A 15,711-nucleotide genomic window follows, 5' to 3' on the forward strand; every position below is an offset into this window, starting at 1 on the left:
CCCCCATGAACCGTCAGCACGTGGCCGCCCTGCTCGCCTACACCGACCGCCTCGACCCCACCCGCGCCCCACAGGACCGCGCCGCCGCCGCCGAACGCCTCGACCAGTGGGCCGAACTGCTCGCCGACGTCGCCTCCACCGCACCACACCCCGAAGGCCGCCACTGGGACGCCTCGCAGATCGTCCGCCACCACATCGCCACCAGCCCCTACCCGATCAAGCCCAGCGACGTATCCCGCCCGTGGGCCGACTTCCGCCGCGACATCCTGTCCCGCCACGTTGACCCCCTGCCCGCCGTCGACCCCGACGACGACACCGCGTACCGCGCCGCCCTCGCCGCCCAGCGCCGCGCCATTGAAACCGGCGCCACCGTCGCCACCCCCCGCGCCGCCCTCACCACCGGCATGACCGAGCAGCAGGCCCGCGCCCGCCTCGCCGCCCTCGGCACCTACGTGCCCCGCACCGTCGCCGCCGTCCTCGCCGCCCACCGGCCCCGCAAGGCAGAGCGCGAACAACTCGCCGCCGCCGGCCGCCCCGACCCGCTCGACGTGCCGTGCCCGTACGAGCACTGCCGCGCCGACCGCGGACAGCCATGCCGCACCGCCCGCCGTGCGCCCCGCGCCACCGCCCACCCATCCCGCCTCGACGACGCCACCACCGCCCACCACACCACCGGAGCCCGGCCGTGATCGCCCCTGCTGCCGTCGCCGTCATCCGCGCCACCCTCGAAGACGCCCACGTGGCCGAACTGTTGCAGCGCCCCGATACGACCGCCCAACGCGTCGCACACGCGCTCGAAGACGCCGGATGGGACCTGGTCACGCACCGACCCGAGAACGTCCCGCAGCGCGCCGCGTAGCACCCCAACCGGGGCAGCAACCGGAATCCGCATCGCCGCCCCCAACCGACTATCGTTCACTCGCAATCGATCGCCACTCATTCACGAATGGAGATTGATTGGCACCACCGACAGCATCGCGAGCGCCCCTGAGCGCTCAGCCCGAAGGGACACGCGCCATGCCGAGGCCAACAGCCGCCGAACGCTTTGCGCGCTTCATCAACCCCAACGGGCCCATCCCGCTCATCCGCGGAGTCATCGGCCGTTGCCACGAATGGACCGGCAGCACCGACCAGGACGGTTACGCCCGCTTCTGGATCGACGGTCGCAACCGCCGCGCCTACCACTACGCATACGAGCAATCCCACGGCCCCATACCGGCCGGACACGACATCGATCACCACTGCCGAAACCGGCGATGCGTCCGCGACAGCCACCTCCGGGCCCTCACCCACCGAGACAACGTTCTCGCCTCGGGCAACGTCGCCGCCTACCGCGCCGCACAAACCCACTGCCACCGCGGCCACCCGTTCGACGAGGTCAACACCCGCCGCCGCAAGAACGGCACCCGCGCATGCCGCGCATGCGCCCGCGCCCGCAAAACCAAGCAGGGCGCCACCATCCACCAGATCACCCCCGCCACCACCAGCAGGAAGCGAGCCGCGTAATGGCCGGCGAAACCGTCATCACCGTCATCGGAAACCTTGTCGACGACCCCGAGTTGCGATTCACCCCCGCCGGACACGCCGTCGCCAAATTCCGCATCGCCAGCACCCCGCGCACGTTCGACAAGAGCACCAACGAATGGCGCGACGGAGACTCCCTGTTCCTCACCGTCACCGCATGGCGGAAACTCGGCGAGAACGTCGCCGAATCCCTCAAACGCGGAGACCGCGCCACCGTCGTCGGCGCCCTCAAGCAGCGCAGCTACGAGGACGGGAACGGCGTCAAGCGGACCGTTTACGAGATCGAAGCCGAAGACGTCGCCGCGAGCCTCAAGAACGCCACCGCCACCGTCACCCGCAACAGCCGCAACAGCCAGCAGCCCCAGCAGCAGAGCGGATACGGCGCGCAGCAGGGCCACGGCGGATACGGCCAGCAGCAGCCCGCCGACGACCCATGGGCCACCAACACCCAGCAGCACGGCTACAACGCCGAACCCCCGTTCTGACGCGACCACCACACGACCGGACGCCGCGCCGACCGCGCGCGCGATCACCCCGACCCAGCCACGCAGGAGACACCCCACCATGAACCCGATCACGTTCGGCCCCCTTCCCAAATCCGCCCCCGGTCGCCGCCCCGGAAAGCACGCGCGCGCCGCCGAGCAGTTGCGCGCCCACCCCGGCGAGTGGGCACACGTGACCACCGCGAAGAACTCGGCATCGTCGGCGAGTCTCGCCGGGGCAATCCGCGCGGGCCGGCTCGCCGCGTACGCGCCGGCCGGATCGTTCGAGGCCGCCGCCCGGACTGTCAAGGGCGAGCCCCGCGTGTACGCCCGCTACGTCGGCCCGCAGCAGTAGCCCCGTCCGCGCCCCATCGAGCACGCAGGAGACACCCCGCCATGTCCGAGCAGCCCACCCCCGACGTTCACGCCGCACGCCTCGCCGTCCTCGCTGGCCGCGACGCCCTCGCGTTCGTCCTCATCCGCCCCCACGACACCGACCCCGACAACGTCACCGCCGAGGCCGGTTCCCGTGGCATGAGTCGGGCCGCCGCCGCGTACGCGCTGCGTCAGGTCGCCGACCGGTTCGACGAGCAGGCGCGCGCCGAGGGCGACGAGCCGATCCCGTACGGGCTCACCGAACAGGCCGACGGCACGGCGCGCCGCGTTCTCACCGAGGACGAGTTCGAGGCCGTCTACCGCGCTGCCCGCGGCGAGTTCGGCATGCACGGGCCCCGCATCGGATCCAGCCTCATCACCGAGGCCATTGCCGCCGCGCTCGCCACCGTCGGCATACTTACGCCCGCGCCCGAGGCCGACCCCGAGACCTGCTCGGCGATGTTTGCCGACCCCAACGGCACGTGGCACCAGTGCACCGAGGACCCCAACCACGACACCGCCCAGGGGCACGATTCCGGCGACTGGTCATGGCCGGACGCCGCCGAGCAGGCCGCGCCGTGCCCGCCGGCCGTCGTCCTCACGGCCGCCGACCGCCAGTTCCTCACGTTCGCCCTCGACCAAGCCGCCGAGGAGATGTCCTACCGCGACGGATTCACCGACGACGATCAGGCCGCCCTCGACAAGCTGCGTCAGGTGGCCGAGGCGCAGCCGTTTACCGCCGCCGAGCTGGCCAACGCTGCCGCCGACGTGGCCGCCCTCGACGCCGAGTTCCCCGACAAAGACGGGGCCGCCGAGGTCACGCAGCTCCGCGCCCGCGTGGCCGAGCTGGAGCAGCGCACCGCATGGCTCGACGCCCTCAACGCGGCCGGCGTCGACAACTGGTCGGGCTACGACTACGCCCGCGAGCTGTACGCCGACGCGCAGCAGTGACCCGTACCTGCCGACGATGCCGACGGCCGTTGACGCACCCCAGCGTCGACGGCCTCGGCCCCGTCTGCCGCCGCCGCGAACGCCCCACCGAGGACGCCCGCACCAACGCCGCCGCCCTCGCCCACGGCATCCGCACACCGGGCGCCGGCCAACTCACCCTCGACGACCAGGAGCACGACGGCTGATGGGCATGTACTACTCCACCTACTTCGCGTACGGCGTCCACATCCCGCTCCCGAACGACGTCCACACGTGGGCCGAGAACGACCGCATCGACGAGAAGCTGCGCACGCTCAAGGAGCAGTGCCCCGACGTCGGATACCTGTCCGCGGGCAACTACGACGCCGACCGCCTGTTCCTCACAACCCAGTGCGATGAGGTCGACCTCGGCACGTACAAGCACGTCACGCCCGAGACCGTGACGGCCGAACAGCTCGCCGAGTGGAATCGCCAACTCGCCGTGGCAGTCGACGCCCTCGGATACGGCACTCTCCCCGATCTTGCCGGGCCCGGCTGGATCTGTGTTCCCGACCTCAGCTAGGAGCCGACCCCGTGAAGCCGACCGCACAGCGTCGCCGCGACCGCCGCACCCTGCTCGACCACCTACTCACCCGCGCACTCCGCGGACGCCTCACCGTCACCGAGGCCGCCCTGTTGACCGAGCAGGTACGCGAGGAGCAGCGCGTGTACGACCAGACCCGCCGCAGCCTCGGCGAGACCACGGCCGCCCTCGGCCGCCACCGCGAGGCCGCCGACGAGGCCATACGCGAGATGGAACAGCGCGCCCTCGACGCCGAGGAGCAGTTGCGCATGTACCGGACCGTATACGGAGAGGGAAGCGCCGCCGTTGTCGACCAGCTGCGCGACGCGCTCGCCCGTGTCGACCATTGCGAGCGGTTCGCCGAGGCCGCCGGCACCCGCGCATGGGATGCCGAGGAGCGCGCCGCCAAGCTCGGTCGCCGCGGCGACCACTGGAAAGCCAAGGCGCAGGAGATCGAGCAGGACCGCGACCGCATCGCCGCCAAGCTGCACGACGCCGAGCAAACCGAGGCCGTCGACGGCTACGGCTACCCGGTCCACTGGACGGTTTATAACGACATGCACCAGCGCGCCTTGAAGGCCGAGACCGACCGCGACGACGCGCAGCGCCGCCACGCCGCCGAAGCCAACCGCGCCAAGGCCGCAGAGACCGCCCTCACCCGCATACGGGACGCCGCCAGCCTTCACCGCAAGGGACTCATCGGCAGAGAGCTGTACGCAGTAATCGAAGCCCACACCGACGACGGCACCGAGCCCGCCCGCCCGTGACCGCCACGACGCCCCGCCACACCGCGAGGCGCCCTCGCCCGACCAGGAGCAGCACGCCATGCCGACCGCCCTCGACACCGCCCCGTCCCCCGTCGCCGCCCGCATCGCCGCCGACCTCACCGCGATACGCGAACAGTGGGGCGACCTGCTCGCCGCCATCGAACGGCCCCCAGCCGCCGAGTGGCCGCCGCGCGAGTGCCGCGGATTCCTCGACCAGCTCGCCGCCGACGACGACCACACCGACGACGATCCGGCCGACTCCCGCATCGGCCGCATGCCGCTCACACTCCGCGAGCACCCCGCCCCGCTCAACCTCGACGCCCTCGACGCCGCCCTGTCGACTGAGCACGCCCTGTTCACCGCGTGCGATGCCATCGCCGCCACCGTGCAGCGCCCCGTACGCCGCCATCTGGTCGGCCGCCCGACGCCCACGGCCACGCTTGTACGGTGGGCCGAGGATGCCGCCGACCGCGACGACCCGCGCCGATGGCACCTGCCCACCGTCCGCGACATCGGCCCCGGCAACGCCGCCTCGGCCGGATCCCGCGCATACGGCTTGCACTGGGCCGCCGTGTGGCTCGAAGGCCGTGCCCTCGCCGAGGACACCGGCGACCTGTTCGCTCCCCTGCCGACGCTCGCCCTCGACGACCTCGCCCAGGTCGCCCGCCGCGCCCGCGGCATCATCGAGCGGGCCCTACAGCGTGACAGCCGGACGACCACCCTCGACGCCCCTTGCCCGTGGTGCCGAGGCCAGCTCACCGGAGCCACCCGGCCCGGAGGAGAGCCGTACGTCACCTGCTCGACCGGCGAGCACTGCGGGGCGTCCGTGGCCCTCGACCACGGTCGGCGCACATGGCGGGGCGCCGATCTGGTCGGGTTGTGGGTGGCGATCGAGGCCACCCGGAAGCGAACCGAGGAGCAGCAGGCGTAACGGGCAGGCGAGAGGCGTAAGCACGGCGCGCGGGAAGGGGGGGTACCCGCGCGCCGTTTGGTCAAAGATCGTCGGGGCGAACAAGCTCCACGATGACAGCCCAGAGAGCGCGAACGCTCAGGGCCACCGCTATACGCGTAGCAAGTTCCCGAAAGACCTTTGCCCGCTTGGTCGACGGTTGGTCGGCCATGTCTCCTCCTCTTTTGTGTGGGGGACAGCGGCCGTTCCGCCATCCGCGGCGCCGCCGTCCCCTCCCCCCAATCGAGATGAAGACCCATCCAACTTACCGACGTGTGCAGGCAATTGATAGAACCCTTGATGTGGACTAAGTTCAGAACTTGGTACACTAAGGCTCGCCGGACGTCACCCGGCCCGACCACAAGGGAGCAACCCCCATGCGAGTCACCGTCCCCGGAGCCCTCGCCGACCACCTCGCCCGCACCGACCTCACCATCGGCCCCGCCGCCGCCGACCCGGCCGCGCCCGACGCGCGTGCCACCCTCGACGACGGCCACCGCGGACGAGGCCGCACCCTCGTGATCACGCCCCGATCCACCGCCGTACTCCAGTTCATCAGCGCGTTCGCCGAGGCCATCCTCACGAACCGCGACCTGCACACCGCCGCCGAGTGCCGCGCCGCCCGTACGTGGCTCAACCGCGCCGGGCACGCCACAACAACGCTCGCCGCCAACCTCACCGCCGCCGAGACCGAAGCGCAGCAAGCCGCCACCCTGGTCACCGAGGCCGAGGCCACCGACGGCACGTGGCGAGGCGAGTGGATCGGCGCACGCACCACCGCCGAGGCGCCTGCCCTGTTCCCGCTCGACGCCGAACAGGGCGCCCTCTTCGCGTAGCCCCGTCAACCTGCCTCGACCGGGGCGGGCCCGCACCACATAGAGAGAACGCCATGACCCACCAACAGTTCGGCGAAGTCGCAGCCTCCGCCATGGCCCACAACGCACGCATGGCCGCCGACAGGAAAGCGGGCAGTGCCGAGCCGTCGAACGCCAGCGCCCAACTTCGCGCCGCAATGCTTGCCGAACTCGAACGGTTCGAGCGCGACCGTCACGGCGCCGGCGTCGACCTCGATGAGGACCGCGACCCGTTCGAGCACGTGCGGAACATCGCCGATGACTACGCCCGGCACAAGCAGGGCGACGCCGAGGGGTTGGCCGATTTCCTCGGCCTGCTCGCAACCGACGTCCTTAGCTTGCGAGACGTGCGAGACATCCGCCTCGCCGCCGAAGCCGCCGCCGCCATCACACCGCGGCTCATCCAGAGCGCCCGCGACCAGGGCCAGCCCGTACCGTCCATCGCCGACGACCTCGGCGTGACCGAGTCCTACGTCTACCGGCAGCTTCGCAAGACCGCGGCCGAGGCCACATCCGATGTCACCGGCGAGGCGCCGCCCGTCGACGAGTACCGGATCAGCACCCGCACTGCCGACCAGCAGTAGCCGGACAACAATGCGGCCCGCACACGGTGACGTCACCACCGGGCGGGCCGACTACCCACGATGGGAGCAACCCCCACCATGAGCAACACCAAGCGTACCCAGCAGTCCACCCCGCCGAAGGCTGGCGCCCGCCCCAGCATCCGCGTAGACGACGGCCTCGCCGCCGACCTCGCCGTCCTCATGTCCACCGGCGCCAACCTGTCCGACGCCATCCGCGCCGCCGTCCGACAGGCCGCCGACATTCACCGCACCGCATGGGCCAATGGCGTTGTCCCCGAGGGCACCGCGCCCCGCCTACTCGCCTACCAGTTGCAGCAGCAGCGGACCCCGTCCGACGCCCCCGCCAGCGCGTATGACGCCTCCACGCGTCCGCGTCCGACAGGCCGCCCCATTGGCCGCCGCATTCCCGCGCCGCCCGCTCCGCGCATCCTGCGCCCGTAGCTGACACGCGCCCCGCTCGTCCGACGAGTGGGGCGCATCTGTCCGACCGGACGTCCGCTGGTCCGCGCACACGTTGCGCCGTGACCATTCCGTGATCTACTCTTGACCCGTCTCCGGCGTGCCCGGAAACGGGAGCCGACCGAACGCCCTGCCGAAATCCCCCCGGCGGGGCGTTCGCGTTCCCTGCGCAACCATCACACTCCCCTCACGCGTCCCACACACGACGCACTCGCGTAGACCCGTGGGGGGAACCACCGTGAAGCACCGCGCCACCGCCGCAGCACTCGCCACCGCCGCCGCCCTCGCAGCACTCACCGCATGCAGCAGCGACGACACCGCCAGCACCAAGCCAGCAAAGGCGACCGCCACCGCGACCAAGGCCGTATCCGACGCCCTTGCCGCGGCAGGCATCCCCGCCAAACCCACCGGCCAGGCCCGAACCGACCTGCTCACCGGACTCCGCAAGGTGAACGCTGCGCTCGTTTCCGACCCTGACAAGGCCATCGACAACGCCCGCAACCAATGCTCAGTGATCAACGGCGGAGGCAAGGCCGACAGCAGCGCACAGGCCCGATTCAGCAGCAGCTCGCACCAGGTGACCACCGACGAGGCCAAGCAGATCAACGCCGCACTGGCGCCGTTCTGCAAGACCGCGTAACACCACACTGACGACGCCCCACCGCGCCCCCGTAGCAGTGGGGCGTCTTGCTTGCCCCGCCGAGGAGGTGACCCACCATGGGCCGCCCCATCGACGCCAAGGACCGCGCCGCCGTCCGCCGGCTGCACGCCCAGGGCACGAGCCGCAACGACATCGCCCGCGCCATCAAGCGCAGCCCCTCGACCGTCTCGAAGATCGCCGCCGAGCTTGGCCTCACGTTCGACCGGGCCGCCGAAGTCGAGGCCGCCACCGCCGTACGCAAAGCCGACCTCGGGGCGCGCCGCGCAGCGTTCGCCGAACGGCTACAGGACATCGCCGAACGTGAGGCCGACAAACTGCACGCGCCCACCCTGTATTGGGAGTGGGGCGGCAAGGATCACAAGTACGCCGAGAAGACCGCGCCCGAGCCGATACCGGCCGACCGACGCGCCATCATGTCGACGATCGCCACCGCCGTTGACCGGTCGCTGAAGCTGGTTCCGCCGAAGGACGACGGAGCCGCCGAGTCCCGGAGCGTCATCGGCGACCTCATGGCCGGCCTCGCCCGCGACTACGCCGCCCGGAACGACGGACCGCCCCCGGAGCCCGACGATCCGGGGGCCGTCGACGATGCCGAGTAGCCTCGCCCTGTCGCCGAAGCAGGTCGACAGCATCATGGAGGCCCGCGCGTTCCAGAACGTATGGGACGGCTCCGTGCGCTCCGGGAAGACCATTGCGAGCCTGCTCCGGTGGCTGGACTTCGTGAGCAACCGGCCCGCCACCGGCGAATTGGTCATGGTCGGTCGCACCCGCGACAGCCTCGCCCGGAACGTGTTCGGACCGCTCACCGACCCGTCAATCTTCGGCAGCCTCACCCGGGATATCCATTACACGAGCGGGGCACCGACCGCGAACGTCCTCGGCGTCACCGTTCACGCACTCGGCGCCAACGACGCCCAAGCCGAACCGAAGGTCCGCGGTCTGACGTGCGCCGGCGCGTACGTCGACGAGATCACCACCCTGCCGAAGTCGTTCTACGACCAGCTGAACGCACGATGCTCCGTCGACGGCTCGAAGATCTTCGGAACCACGAACCCCGACAACCCGCAGCACTGGCTACGCAAGGAGTACCTACTCCGACCGCGCGAGACGAGGTTGCGTTCCTGGCACTTCGTCATGGACGACAACCCCGGATTGTCCGAGGCGTACAAGGCCCGCACGAAGGCCACGCACCGGGGCCTGTTCTACAAGCGGAACGTTCAGGGCTTGTGGGTGATGGCCGAGGGCGCCATCTACGAGGCGTACGACGAGGCAACGCACGTCGTTGACGAGCTACCGGAGATGCGCCGGTACTGGATCGGCATGGACTACGGCACCGTGAACGCCACGTCCGTGATCCTGCTCGGCGAGGGAGCCGACGGCCGCCTGTACGCGTGCGCCGAGTGGCGGCACGACTCCCGCCAGGCGCAACGCCAGATGACCGACGCGCAGTACAGTGCCGCGATCCGCGCGTGGCTCGCCGACTACCGGCCGCCGCGTGCAATCTCAACCGCGCCGCGGGGGGTCACCCCCGTCTGGTCGTTCGTCGATCCCTCGGCCGCGAGCTTCATTCGGCAGGCGTACGAGGACGGATTCCCCAACCTCACCAGGGCGAACAACGATGTAGGCGACGGCATCCGCGACGTGGCATCCCTGCTCGCCGCCGGCCTGCTCCGCATCCACCGCTCATGCACGGGCCTGCTCGACGAGCTACCCGGCTACGTGTGGGACGAGAAAGCCGCCGCGCAGGGCGAGGACAAGCCCATCAAGGTCAACGATCACAGCGTGGACGCACTGCGCTACGTCGTCCACTCGACTGCCCACGAGTGGCGCCACCTGCTCACCCTCGCCGCGTAAGGAGGCCCGCCCCATGGCACACACGCCGTCTGTCCCCCCGCTCACGCTGCCAATAAGCCTCACCGTCGGCGACTACACCGCCGAGGTAGGACAGCTCACCCTCGAACCCGGCGAGACCGTACATGGCGCCCTCTCCGACCTGCTCCGCGCCGCCGCCGACGCACTCGACCACGTACCCAATGAGGAGGTGAACACCGATGCCCCTCCCCTCAGATAACACTCCGTGGCCGCCGCCCGAGTGGGCCGAGCACTACCGGCGCATGCGCGTCGACGACGCTTGGTACGCAGGCGACGCGCGCCGCCTCACCCACGTCTACCGGCAGGCCCCAGTACGCGAGCGCCGGTTCCGGCTGTGGGGACGCCACTCAGCCGAGCACCGCCAGCACCACCGCGACCATCGCCTTCACGTGCCTCTCCCGGGCGACATCGCCTCGACAAGCGCCGATCTCCTGTTCGCGGACATGCCGTCGATCAAGGTCACGGACACTGCCACACAGCAGCGTCTTGACGACCTGCTCGACCTCGACCGCGGGCAACAGACGTTCCTCGGCGCCGCCGAGCAGGCTGCCGCCCTGTCCGGAGTGTTCCTGCGTACCACTTGGGATGAGGCGATAGCCCCGTATCCCCTGATCACCGTCATGCAGCCGGATGCCGCCCTTCCCGAATTCCGGTTCGGCATGCTCCGAGCCGTCAACTTCTGGCGCGAGCTGCACACCGGCCGTAGCGACGTTGTGTTCCGGCACATCGAGCGGCACGAGCCCGGCCGCATCGTGCACGCCCTGTACCAAGGCACCCACGACACCATCGGCCGCGCCGTCCCGCTCACCGAGCACCCCGACACCGCCGAACTCCGGGCGAGCCTCGGACCCGACGGACAGTCCATCGCCACCGGAATACGCGAACTGACCGCGTCCTACGTGCCCAACATGCTGCCTAACCGTCTGCACCGCGCGGCGCCGATCGGCCGAAGCGACTACGCCTCGCCGTTGTACGACCTGTTTGATGCGCTCGACGAGACATGGACCTCTTGGATGCGTGACATCCGCCTCGCCCGCGCCCGGCTGATCGTGCCCGACGGCTACCTACGGGACAACGGGCCCGGAGCCGGCGCGACGTTCGACGATGACCGCGAGGTGTACGCCGCGCTGAAGATTCCGCCGACCGAGGCCGGTGGATCGATCACGCTCGCCCAGTTCGGCATCCGCGTTGCCGAACATCAGGCCACGGCCGAATCTATCGTTCGGCAGGCCGCCGAGTCCGCCGGATATTCCGCGCAGAGCTTCGGCCTAGACGGAGGCGGGCAGCCGATCACCGCCACCGAATCCGACAGCCGCGACCGACGGAGCGTGGTCACGCGCGGGAAGAAAGCCGGCTACTGGCGATACGGATTGACCGAGCAGCTTTACGTACAGCTTCAGCTCGACCGGAGCCTGTTCGGCAGCAGGATCACGCCCGAGCGCCCGTCGGTCGAGTTCGGACCCGGCGTGGCCGAGTCGCAGCAGTCGACTGCGACGACGCTCGACCTGCTCAACCGTGCCGGAGCCGTATCGACCGCGACGAAGGTGAAGGTGTTGCACCCCGAGTGGGACGACGCAGCCGTGCAGACCGAGGTTCGGGCGATCCTCGCCGAGACCGGCGCCGCTGCACCCGATCCGGTCGGCACGTTCCCCGTGGGTCGCTAACTATTTCCATCCTCCAGCTCCCGCTGACCAGACTCCGATGCCGATGATTCAATAGCAGTCTCCTCAATTTGTACTCCGAGTTGCGGAGTCTCGTTCAGCCCAAAAGCTCGACGAATAGCAACACCAATACCTTCGGCAAGTGCTCGCCCCGCCTCAGCGGCCATCGGATCGATAAAGCGGACTAGGACAACGCCACCAGCGTAACAAAGCAGCAATGACACACCCCCTCCACCTTTACCAATAGCCACAAGGGTCCCCACCGCTTGCGCCATTACTGCGGATAGATTGAACCAGCCACGGGGGGGAGATCCGAATTGGGGAACACGCGGCTGGCCGCCGATAAGAAAAATACGAATCTCATCGAAAGCGGCCGCACTGTCGAACAATCGACCGGTTTGGACCAGATGGGTCGCCAGCACTTCCGAATACCGAGTAGCGATGTAGTTACCATGCATGCCGCCGCGGTCTTGGAATATGCCGCTACGAATCTCGAACTCTGCGGGTAATTGAGCCTCGTCAAAAACCTCGAACGCGCCCCCTCCCCGAATGGCGTCGATATACCGATTCGCCAAGTGGTCATCTGTGGCACTGATGGACATAATCAGGCCAGAAAGCGGCCCCGCTTGGAGGTGGATTTTATATTCCACAGTTTGCGTAATTTCGTTATCGCGTCGCCACGCAATGCTGCTACCCATAACTAGCCTCGTTCCCTCACCGAGTGACCACCGACCAACGGTATCTGATCGCAGCTGGGGAGGTAGCAGCAATGCCAATTCACCCCGGCATGGTTGAACCTGCTGCGGAGCGGACTCGCAATCTGTACGCGTCAGCCGAGCAACGTCTGTTGGGCATCATCGCCCGGCAGCTTGCCGATGGCCTTGACGCGCCCGGGTGGGCTGAGCGCAAACTCGCCGCTGTGCAGGCGCTCAGGCGCAGCGCACAGGCCGTCGTCGACGAGTTGGGCAAGGCTGTCACGTTGGACGTGTTCGGCTCGGTAGCGGAGGCGTACAACACGGGGCACCGCGCCGCGGTCGCCGAGCTTGGAGCCCTGTCCGACGCTGCGCGCCGACTGGTCGACGACGTCACCCCGAACGCGCAAGCCGTCGACCGCCTCGCCGAGGAAACCGTCAACCTGCTCACAGACCGGCACCGGTCGATCCTGCGGGCCGTCGACGACGGATACCGCGCCGTCGTCGCCGAGGTGACCGCCACACCCCTACTCGGCACCGGCACCCGCCGCCAAGCCACACAGGACGCCATGGCCCGTTTCGCCGACCGCGGTATCCGGTCGTTCACCGACCGCGCGGGCCGTCGCTGGCAACTCACGAGCTACGCGGAGATGGCCGTACGTACGTCCGTTGGGCGGGCCGCGTCCGAGGCGCACGCCCGGACCCTCACCGACGCCGGCGTTGATCTGGTCATCGTGTCCGACGCGCCCCGCGAGTGCCCCCTGTGCCGTCCGTGGGAGCGCAAGGTGTTGTCTCTCACCGGCAACGGGGCGCGGACCCTCCAGGTAGAGCACGCCACCGAGGACGGCCGCATGGTCCGCGTGGACGTTGCGGGCAGCCTCGACGAGGCCCGCCGCGCCGGACTCCAGCACCCCAACTGCCGACACGGTGTGTCCGCGTACACACCCGGAATCACCCGCGTGGAGCCCGCCGAGTCCGATCCCGCCGGATACGAGGCCGGACAGCGACAGCGCGCCATCGAGCGGAACATCAGGAAGTGGAAGAACCGTGAGGCCGCCGCCGTCACCCCGGAGGCGAAGACGGCCGCGCGCGCCAAGGTTCGGCAGCACCAGGCCGCCATGCGCGACCACCTCGCCGCGCACCCGGACCTACGGCGGTTGCGTTCCCGCGAACAGCCTGGGGCGAGCAACCTCCCGGCACCGCGCCGCCCGATCCCCGACGAGGCGCAGCAGGCCGCCCGTATCCGATCCGGCGACCAGCTCACCCCGCGTGAGATGACCGACGACGAGCTGGCCGCCGCCTTGCGGCACGGCGACCTCACCCCGCAGGACCGGGCCCGGATCGAGGCCGAGGCCGACCGCCGCGACACCGCCGCCCTACTCGACCGCGCCAAGCCCGACGGCCGCACTCTGGCCGATGACCTCACCGGATTCAGTGACGACGAGTTGGGCCGCCTACTCGGCCACGTCGACGACCGCGACACGCTGCGGATCGCCGCCGAGATGGACCGCCGCGACGTCGCTGCCCGCCTGCCCGGCGTCCGCGGCGACCTGGTCAACCTGTCTGACGACCAGCTCGCCGGACGGGTACGCGAGGCCATCGCGCACGGCACAGACAACGTCGCCCAGCTCGCCGCCGAGGCGCACCGCCGCGACCTGCTCGCCCGCACGTTCCCCGGCGGTCGCCTTGCAGACGACCTCGCTAGCGTCGGAGATGACACCCTCGGATGGGCGATGCAGTACGCCGAGCCCGACGAGGTCTTGCGAATCGCCGCGGAGATGGACCGCCGCGACGCCATCGAACTACCGCAGCCGGCCGCGACAGGCGATGCGGTCGCCGACATGCTGGCCGACCGCGACGCCCTCGCCGAGGCCATGAGTCCCGCACCGGACCCGGACGGATGGGGCGCCCTCGCCGACGACGCCCAGTTTGCCGCCGAGTTGGCCGAGGAGATCGCCCGCCAGTCCGAGCGTGATGCCGCCATGGCCGCAGGCGAGGTACCGCAGATCACCCGCGCCGAGGCCCGCCGCATGTACGACGAGTACCTGTACCGGCAGTACCTCGCCGCCGAAGACGCCTGTAACGGCTTCCTGCTCAACAAGAAAGCCCAGGCCGCCCGACACAACCCCGCAACCCTGTTCAGCGGTCCCGCCCATATTGCGTACGCGCGCGCGTCGGACGAGCTAAAACAGTGGTGGGCCGAACACGGCCGACTCACACAGGCCGAGTTCATCGAGCAGGTGACCGGCCATGAGCAGCGTTGGGCGGCCGGCGCCCGCAAGAGCGAATCTGACCACCAGAACAGGCGGTAGAGGGAGGCGACATGGGCACGCGCGAGGACATCGCACGAGCCGTGATCGAGGGGACCGAGGCCGGGCGCCGAGGCGACCCCGCGACTGTCTGCCCGTACCGCGACGTGCTGCGCACGGCATGGATCAAGGGATACACGCAGACCGCGCCGCCCCTCGCCGACCAGGCCGACGACGCGTAGCAGCCACACCAGCACCACCCCGGAAGGGCCCGCCAGGAGCGGGCCCTTTTGCTTTGCCTTTGAGACGCGGAGCGCCAGGCGCGCGCCGCCCCCGACTACGGCCCAGGAGGCCCCGTCATGTCCGAGTCCACCCCGTCCGCGCCCGCCGCCCCGGCAACGCCCTCGACCCCCGCTGCGCCCGCCGCACCGGTAGCCCTGGCGGCACCGGCCACGCCCGCGCCGCCCGCCCCAGTCGCGCCGCCGAATCCCACCCCGGCGCCGACGGATGAGCCGCAGAACGTTGCGAGCCTGCCCGAGTGGGCCCAACAGCTCATCGGCAACACCCGTGCCGAGGCCGCCCAGTGGCGCACCCGCGCCCAGGGCACCACGGTGCCCGCCGAGCCCGCGCCCCAGTCCGCGGCCGAGGGCGACGTGTCCCGCCTCCCTCGGTGGGCACAGCAGGCCGTCACAGACGGACAGGGCGCCGCCCGGACCCTCGCCGTTCAGACGGCAGTGATCGCCACCGCCCCCGCCGCCGGCGCCGACATCGCCCGCCTGCTCGACAGCAGCTCGGCCATGCGCGCCCTCGCCGCCGTCGACCCCGCCGACCAGGCCGCCGTCACCGCGGCAATCCAGGCCGCCGTGACGGCTCAGCCGCACCTCGCCGCCGGCGGATTCAACCCCGGCCGCGGCGGAGTCGAGTTCAGCACGCCCACCTCGGCCGACATCACCCCGCAGCAGTTCGCCGCCATGGACTACGCGGCGCGCGCCGAGTTGTACCAGACCGCCCCCGACACATACCGGCGCCTCGCCGGCTGACCCCGCCCGGCCCTATGCCGGGCACCCCAACGCCCGGCCACCGCGCCGGA

General features: G+C 70.3%; 22 protein-coding genes. 21 read left to right on the forward strand and 1 reads right to left on the reverse strand.

Annotated features, from left to right (window positions below):
- Positions 1–5: 5 nt before the first annotated feature.
- From ACFY2B_RS18510 to ACFY2B_RS18595, 18 genes are all read left to right on the forward strand, one after another.
- Positions 6–689: a cell surface glycoprotein gene (locus ACFY2B_RS18510; RefSeq protein ID WP_390764169.1), complete on the forward strand. Its 684-nt coding sequence runs from the start codon at positions 6–8 to the stop codon at positions 687–689.
- Positions 686–859, forward strand: a complete 174-nt coding sequence (locus ACFY2B_RS18515; RefSeq protein WP_390764170.1) for a hypothetical protein — start codon at positions 686–688, stop codon at positions 857–859. Before ACFY2B_RS18510 ends, ACFY2B_RS18515 begins: the two co-directional genes overlap by 4 nt.
- 158 nt (positions 860–1,017) lie before the next feature.
- Complete coding sequence (locus tag ACFY2B_RS18520; RefSeq protein WP_390764171.1) at positions 1,018–1,506, forward strand: HNH endonuclease signature motif containing protein; 489 nt, start codon at positions 1,018–1,020, stop codon at positions 1,504–1,506.
- Positions 1,506–2,009, forward strand: coding sequence for a single-stranded DNA-binding protein (locus ACFY2B_RS18525; protein ID WP_390764172.1), 504 nt, complete (start codon positions 1,506–1,508; stop codon positions 2,007–2,009). The genes ACFY2B_RS18520 and ACFY2B_RS18525 overlap by 1 nt, the downstream gene beginning before the upstream one ends.
- A 79-nt stretch (positions 2,010–2,088) precedes the next feature.
- A complete protein-coding gene (locus ACFY2B_RS18530) occupies positions 2,089–2,361 on the forward strand; it encodes a hypothetical protein (RefSeq protein WP_390764173.1) in 273 nt (90 codons plus the stop codon).
- A gap of 41 nt (positions 2,362–2,402) precedes the next feature.
- The gene (locus ACFY2B_RS18535) at positions 2,403–3,332 is read left to right on the forward strand and encodes a hypothetical protein (protein WP_390764174.1); all 930 of its coding nucleotides are present in this window, start codon (positions 2,403–2,405) and stop codon (positions 3,330–3,332) included.
- A gap of 29 nt (positions 3,333–3,361) precedes the next feature.
- Positions 3,362–3,517, forward strand: coding sequence for a hypothetical protein (locus tag ACFY2B_RS18540; RefSeq protein ID WP_390764175.1), 156 nt, complete (start codon positions 3,362–3,364; stop codon positions 3,515–3,517).
- Complete coding sequence (locus ACFY2B_RS18545) at positions 3,517–3,873, forward strand: hypothetical protein (RefSeq protein ID WP_390764176.1); 357 nt, start codon at positions 3,517–3,519, stop codon at positions 3,871–3,873. Before ACFY2B_RS18540 ends, ACFY2B_RS18545 begins: the two co-directional genes overlap by 1 nt.
- Positions 3,874–3,884: 11 nt before the next feature.
- Positions 3,885–4,640, forward strand: coding sequence for a hypothetical protein (locus ACFY2B_RS18550; RefSeq protein WP_390764177.1), 756 nt, complete (start codon positions 3,885–3,887; stop codon positions 4,638–4,640).
- A gap of 58 nt (positions 4,641–4,698) precedes the next feature.
- Positions 4,699–5,571, forward strand: coding sequence for a hypothetical protein (locus ACFY2B_RS18555; RefSeq protein ID WP_390764178.1), 873 nt, complete (start codon positions 4,699–4,701; stop codon positions 5,569–5,571).
- 395 nt (positions 5,572–5,966) lie between these two features.
- Positions 5,967–6,425 (forward strand): hypothetical protein, encoded by a 459-nt coding sequence (locus tag ACFY2B_RS18560; RefSeq protein WP_390764179.1) that lies wholly within the window; start codon positions 5,967–5,969, stop codon positions 6,423–6,425.
- A 53-nt stretch (positions 6,426–6,478) separates the two neighbouring features.
- The gene (locus ACFY2B_RS18565) at positions 6,479–7,027 is read left to right on the forward strand and encodes a hypothetical protein (protein ID WP_390764180.1); all 549 of its coding nucleotides are present in this window, start codon (positions 6,479–6,481) and stop codon (positions 7,025–7,027) included.
- A 78-nt stretch (positions 7,028–7,105) separates the two neighbouring features.
- Entirely contained in the window at positions 7,106–7,468 is a 363-nt protein-coding gene (locus tag ACFY2B_RS18570) for a hypothetical protein (protein ID WP_390764181.1), read from the forward strand.
- A gap of 256 nt (positions 7,469–7,724) precedes the next feature.
- Positions 7,725–8,126: a hypothetical protein gene (locus ACFY2B_RS18575; RefSeq protein WP_390764182.1), complete on the forward strand. Its 402-nt coding sequence runs from the start codon at positions 7,725–7,727 to the stop codon at positions 8,124–8,126.
- 77 nt (positions 8,127–8,203) lie between these two features.
- A complete protein-coding gene (locus ACFY2B_RS18580) occupies positions 8,204–8,746 on the forward strand; it encodes a helix-turn-helix domain-containing protein (RefSeq protein ID WP_390764183.1) in 543 nt (180 codons plus the stop codon).
- Positions 8,736–10,001 carry a PBSX family phage terminase large subunit gene (locus tag ACFY2B_RS18585; protein ID WP_390764184.1) on the forward strand — a complete coding sequence of 422 codons (1,266 nt, stop codon included), beginning with the start codon at positions 8,736–8,738 and terminating at the stop codon, positions 9,999–10,001. The genes ACFY2B_RS18580 and ACFY2B_RS18585 overlap by 11 nt, the downstream gene beginning before the upstream one ends.
- A gap of 13 nt (positions 10,002–10,014) precedes the next feature.
- On the forward strand, positions 10,015–10,218 hold the full coding sequence (locus tag ACFY2B_RS18590) for a hypothetical protein (RefSeq protein ID WP_390764185.1): 204 nt from the start codon (positions 10,015–10,017) through the stop codon (positions 10,216–10,218).
- A 43-nt stretch (positions 10,219–10,261) separates the two neighbouring features.
- The gene (locus ACFY2B_RS18595) at positions 10,262–11,683 is read left to right on the forward strand and encodes a phage capsid protein (protein WP_390764186.1); all 1,422 of its coding nucleotides are present in this window, start codon (positions 10,262–10,264) and stop codon (positions 11,681–11,683) included.
- On the opposite strand, the gene ACFY2B_RS18600 is transcribed toward ACFY2B_RS18595, so the two are convergent.
- Positions 11,680–12,378: a hypothetical protein gene (locus tag ACFY2B_RS18600; RefSeq protein ID WP_390764187.1), complete on the reverse strand. Its 699-nt coding sequence runs from the start codon at positions 12,376–12,378 to the stop codon at positions 11,680–11,682. The two genes, ACFY2B_RS18595 and ACFY2B_RS18600, sit on opposite strands and share 4 nt — an antisense overlap.
- A gap of 89 nt (positions 12,379–12,467) precedes the next feature.
- Between ACFY2B_RS18600 and ACFY2B_RS18605 the strand changes: the two genes are divergently transcribed.
- From ACFY2B_RS18605 to ACFY2B_RS18615, 3 genes are all read left to right on the forward strand, one after another.
- Complete coding sequence (locus tag ACFY2B_RS18605; RefSeq protein ID WP_390764188.1) at positions 12,468–14,684, forward strand: phage minor capsid protein; 2,217 nt, start codon at positions 12,468–12,470, stop codon at positions 14,682–14,684.
- 11 nt (positions 14,685–14,695) lie between these two features.
- The gene (locus tag ACFY2B_RS18610; RefSeq protein ID WP_390764189.1) at positions 14,696–14,863 is read left to right on the forward strand and encodes an Rmf/CrpP fold protein; all 168 of its coding nucleotides are present in this window, start codon (positions 14,696–14,698) and stop codon (positions 14,861–14,863) included.
- A 117-nt stretch (positions 14,864–14,980) separates the two neighbouring features.
- Positions 14,981–15,661, forward strand: coding sequence for a hypothetical protein (locus tag ACFY2B_RS18615; RefSeq protein ID WP_390764190.1), 681 nt, complete (start codon positions 14,981–14,983; stop codon positions 15,659–15,661).
- Positions 15,662–15,711 lie beyond the last annotated feature (50 nt).

Origin of the sequence: Streptomyces sp. NPDC001270 (assembly GCF_042896695.1) — a bacterium.
In the GTDB taxonomy this organism is placed as follows: domain Bacteria; phylum Actinomycetota; class Actinomycetes; order Streptomycetales; family Streptomycetaceae; genus Streptomyces.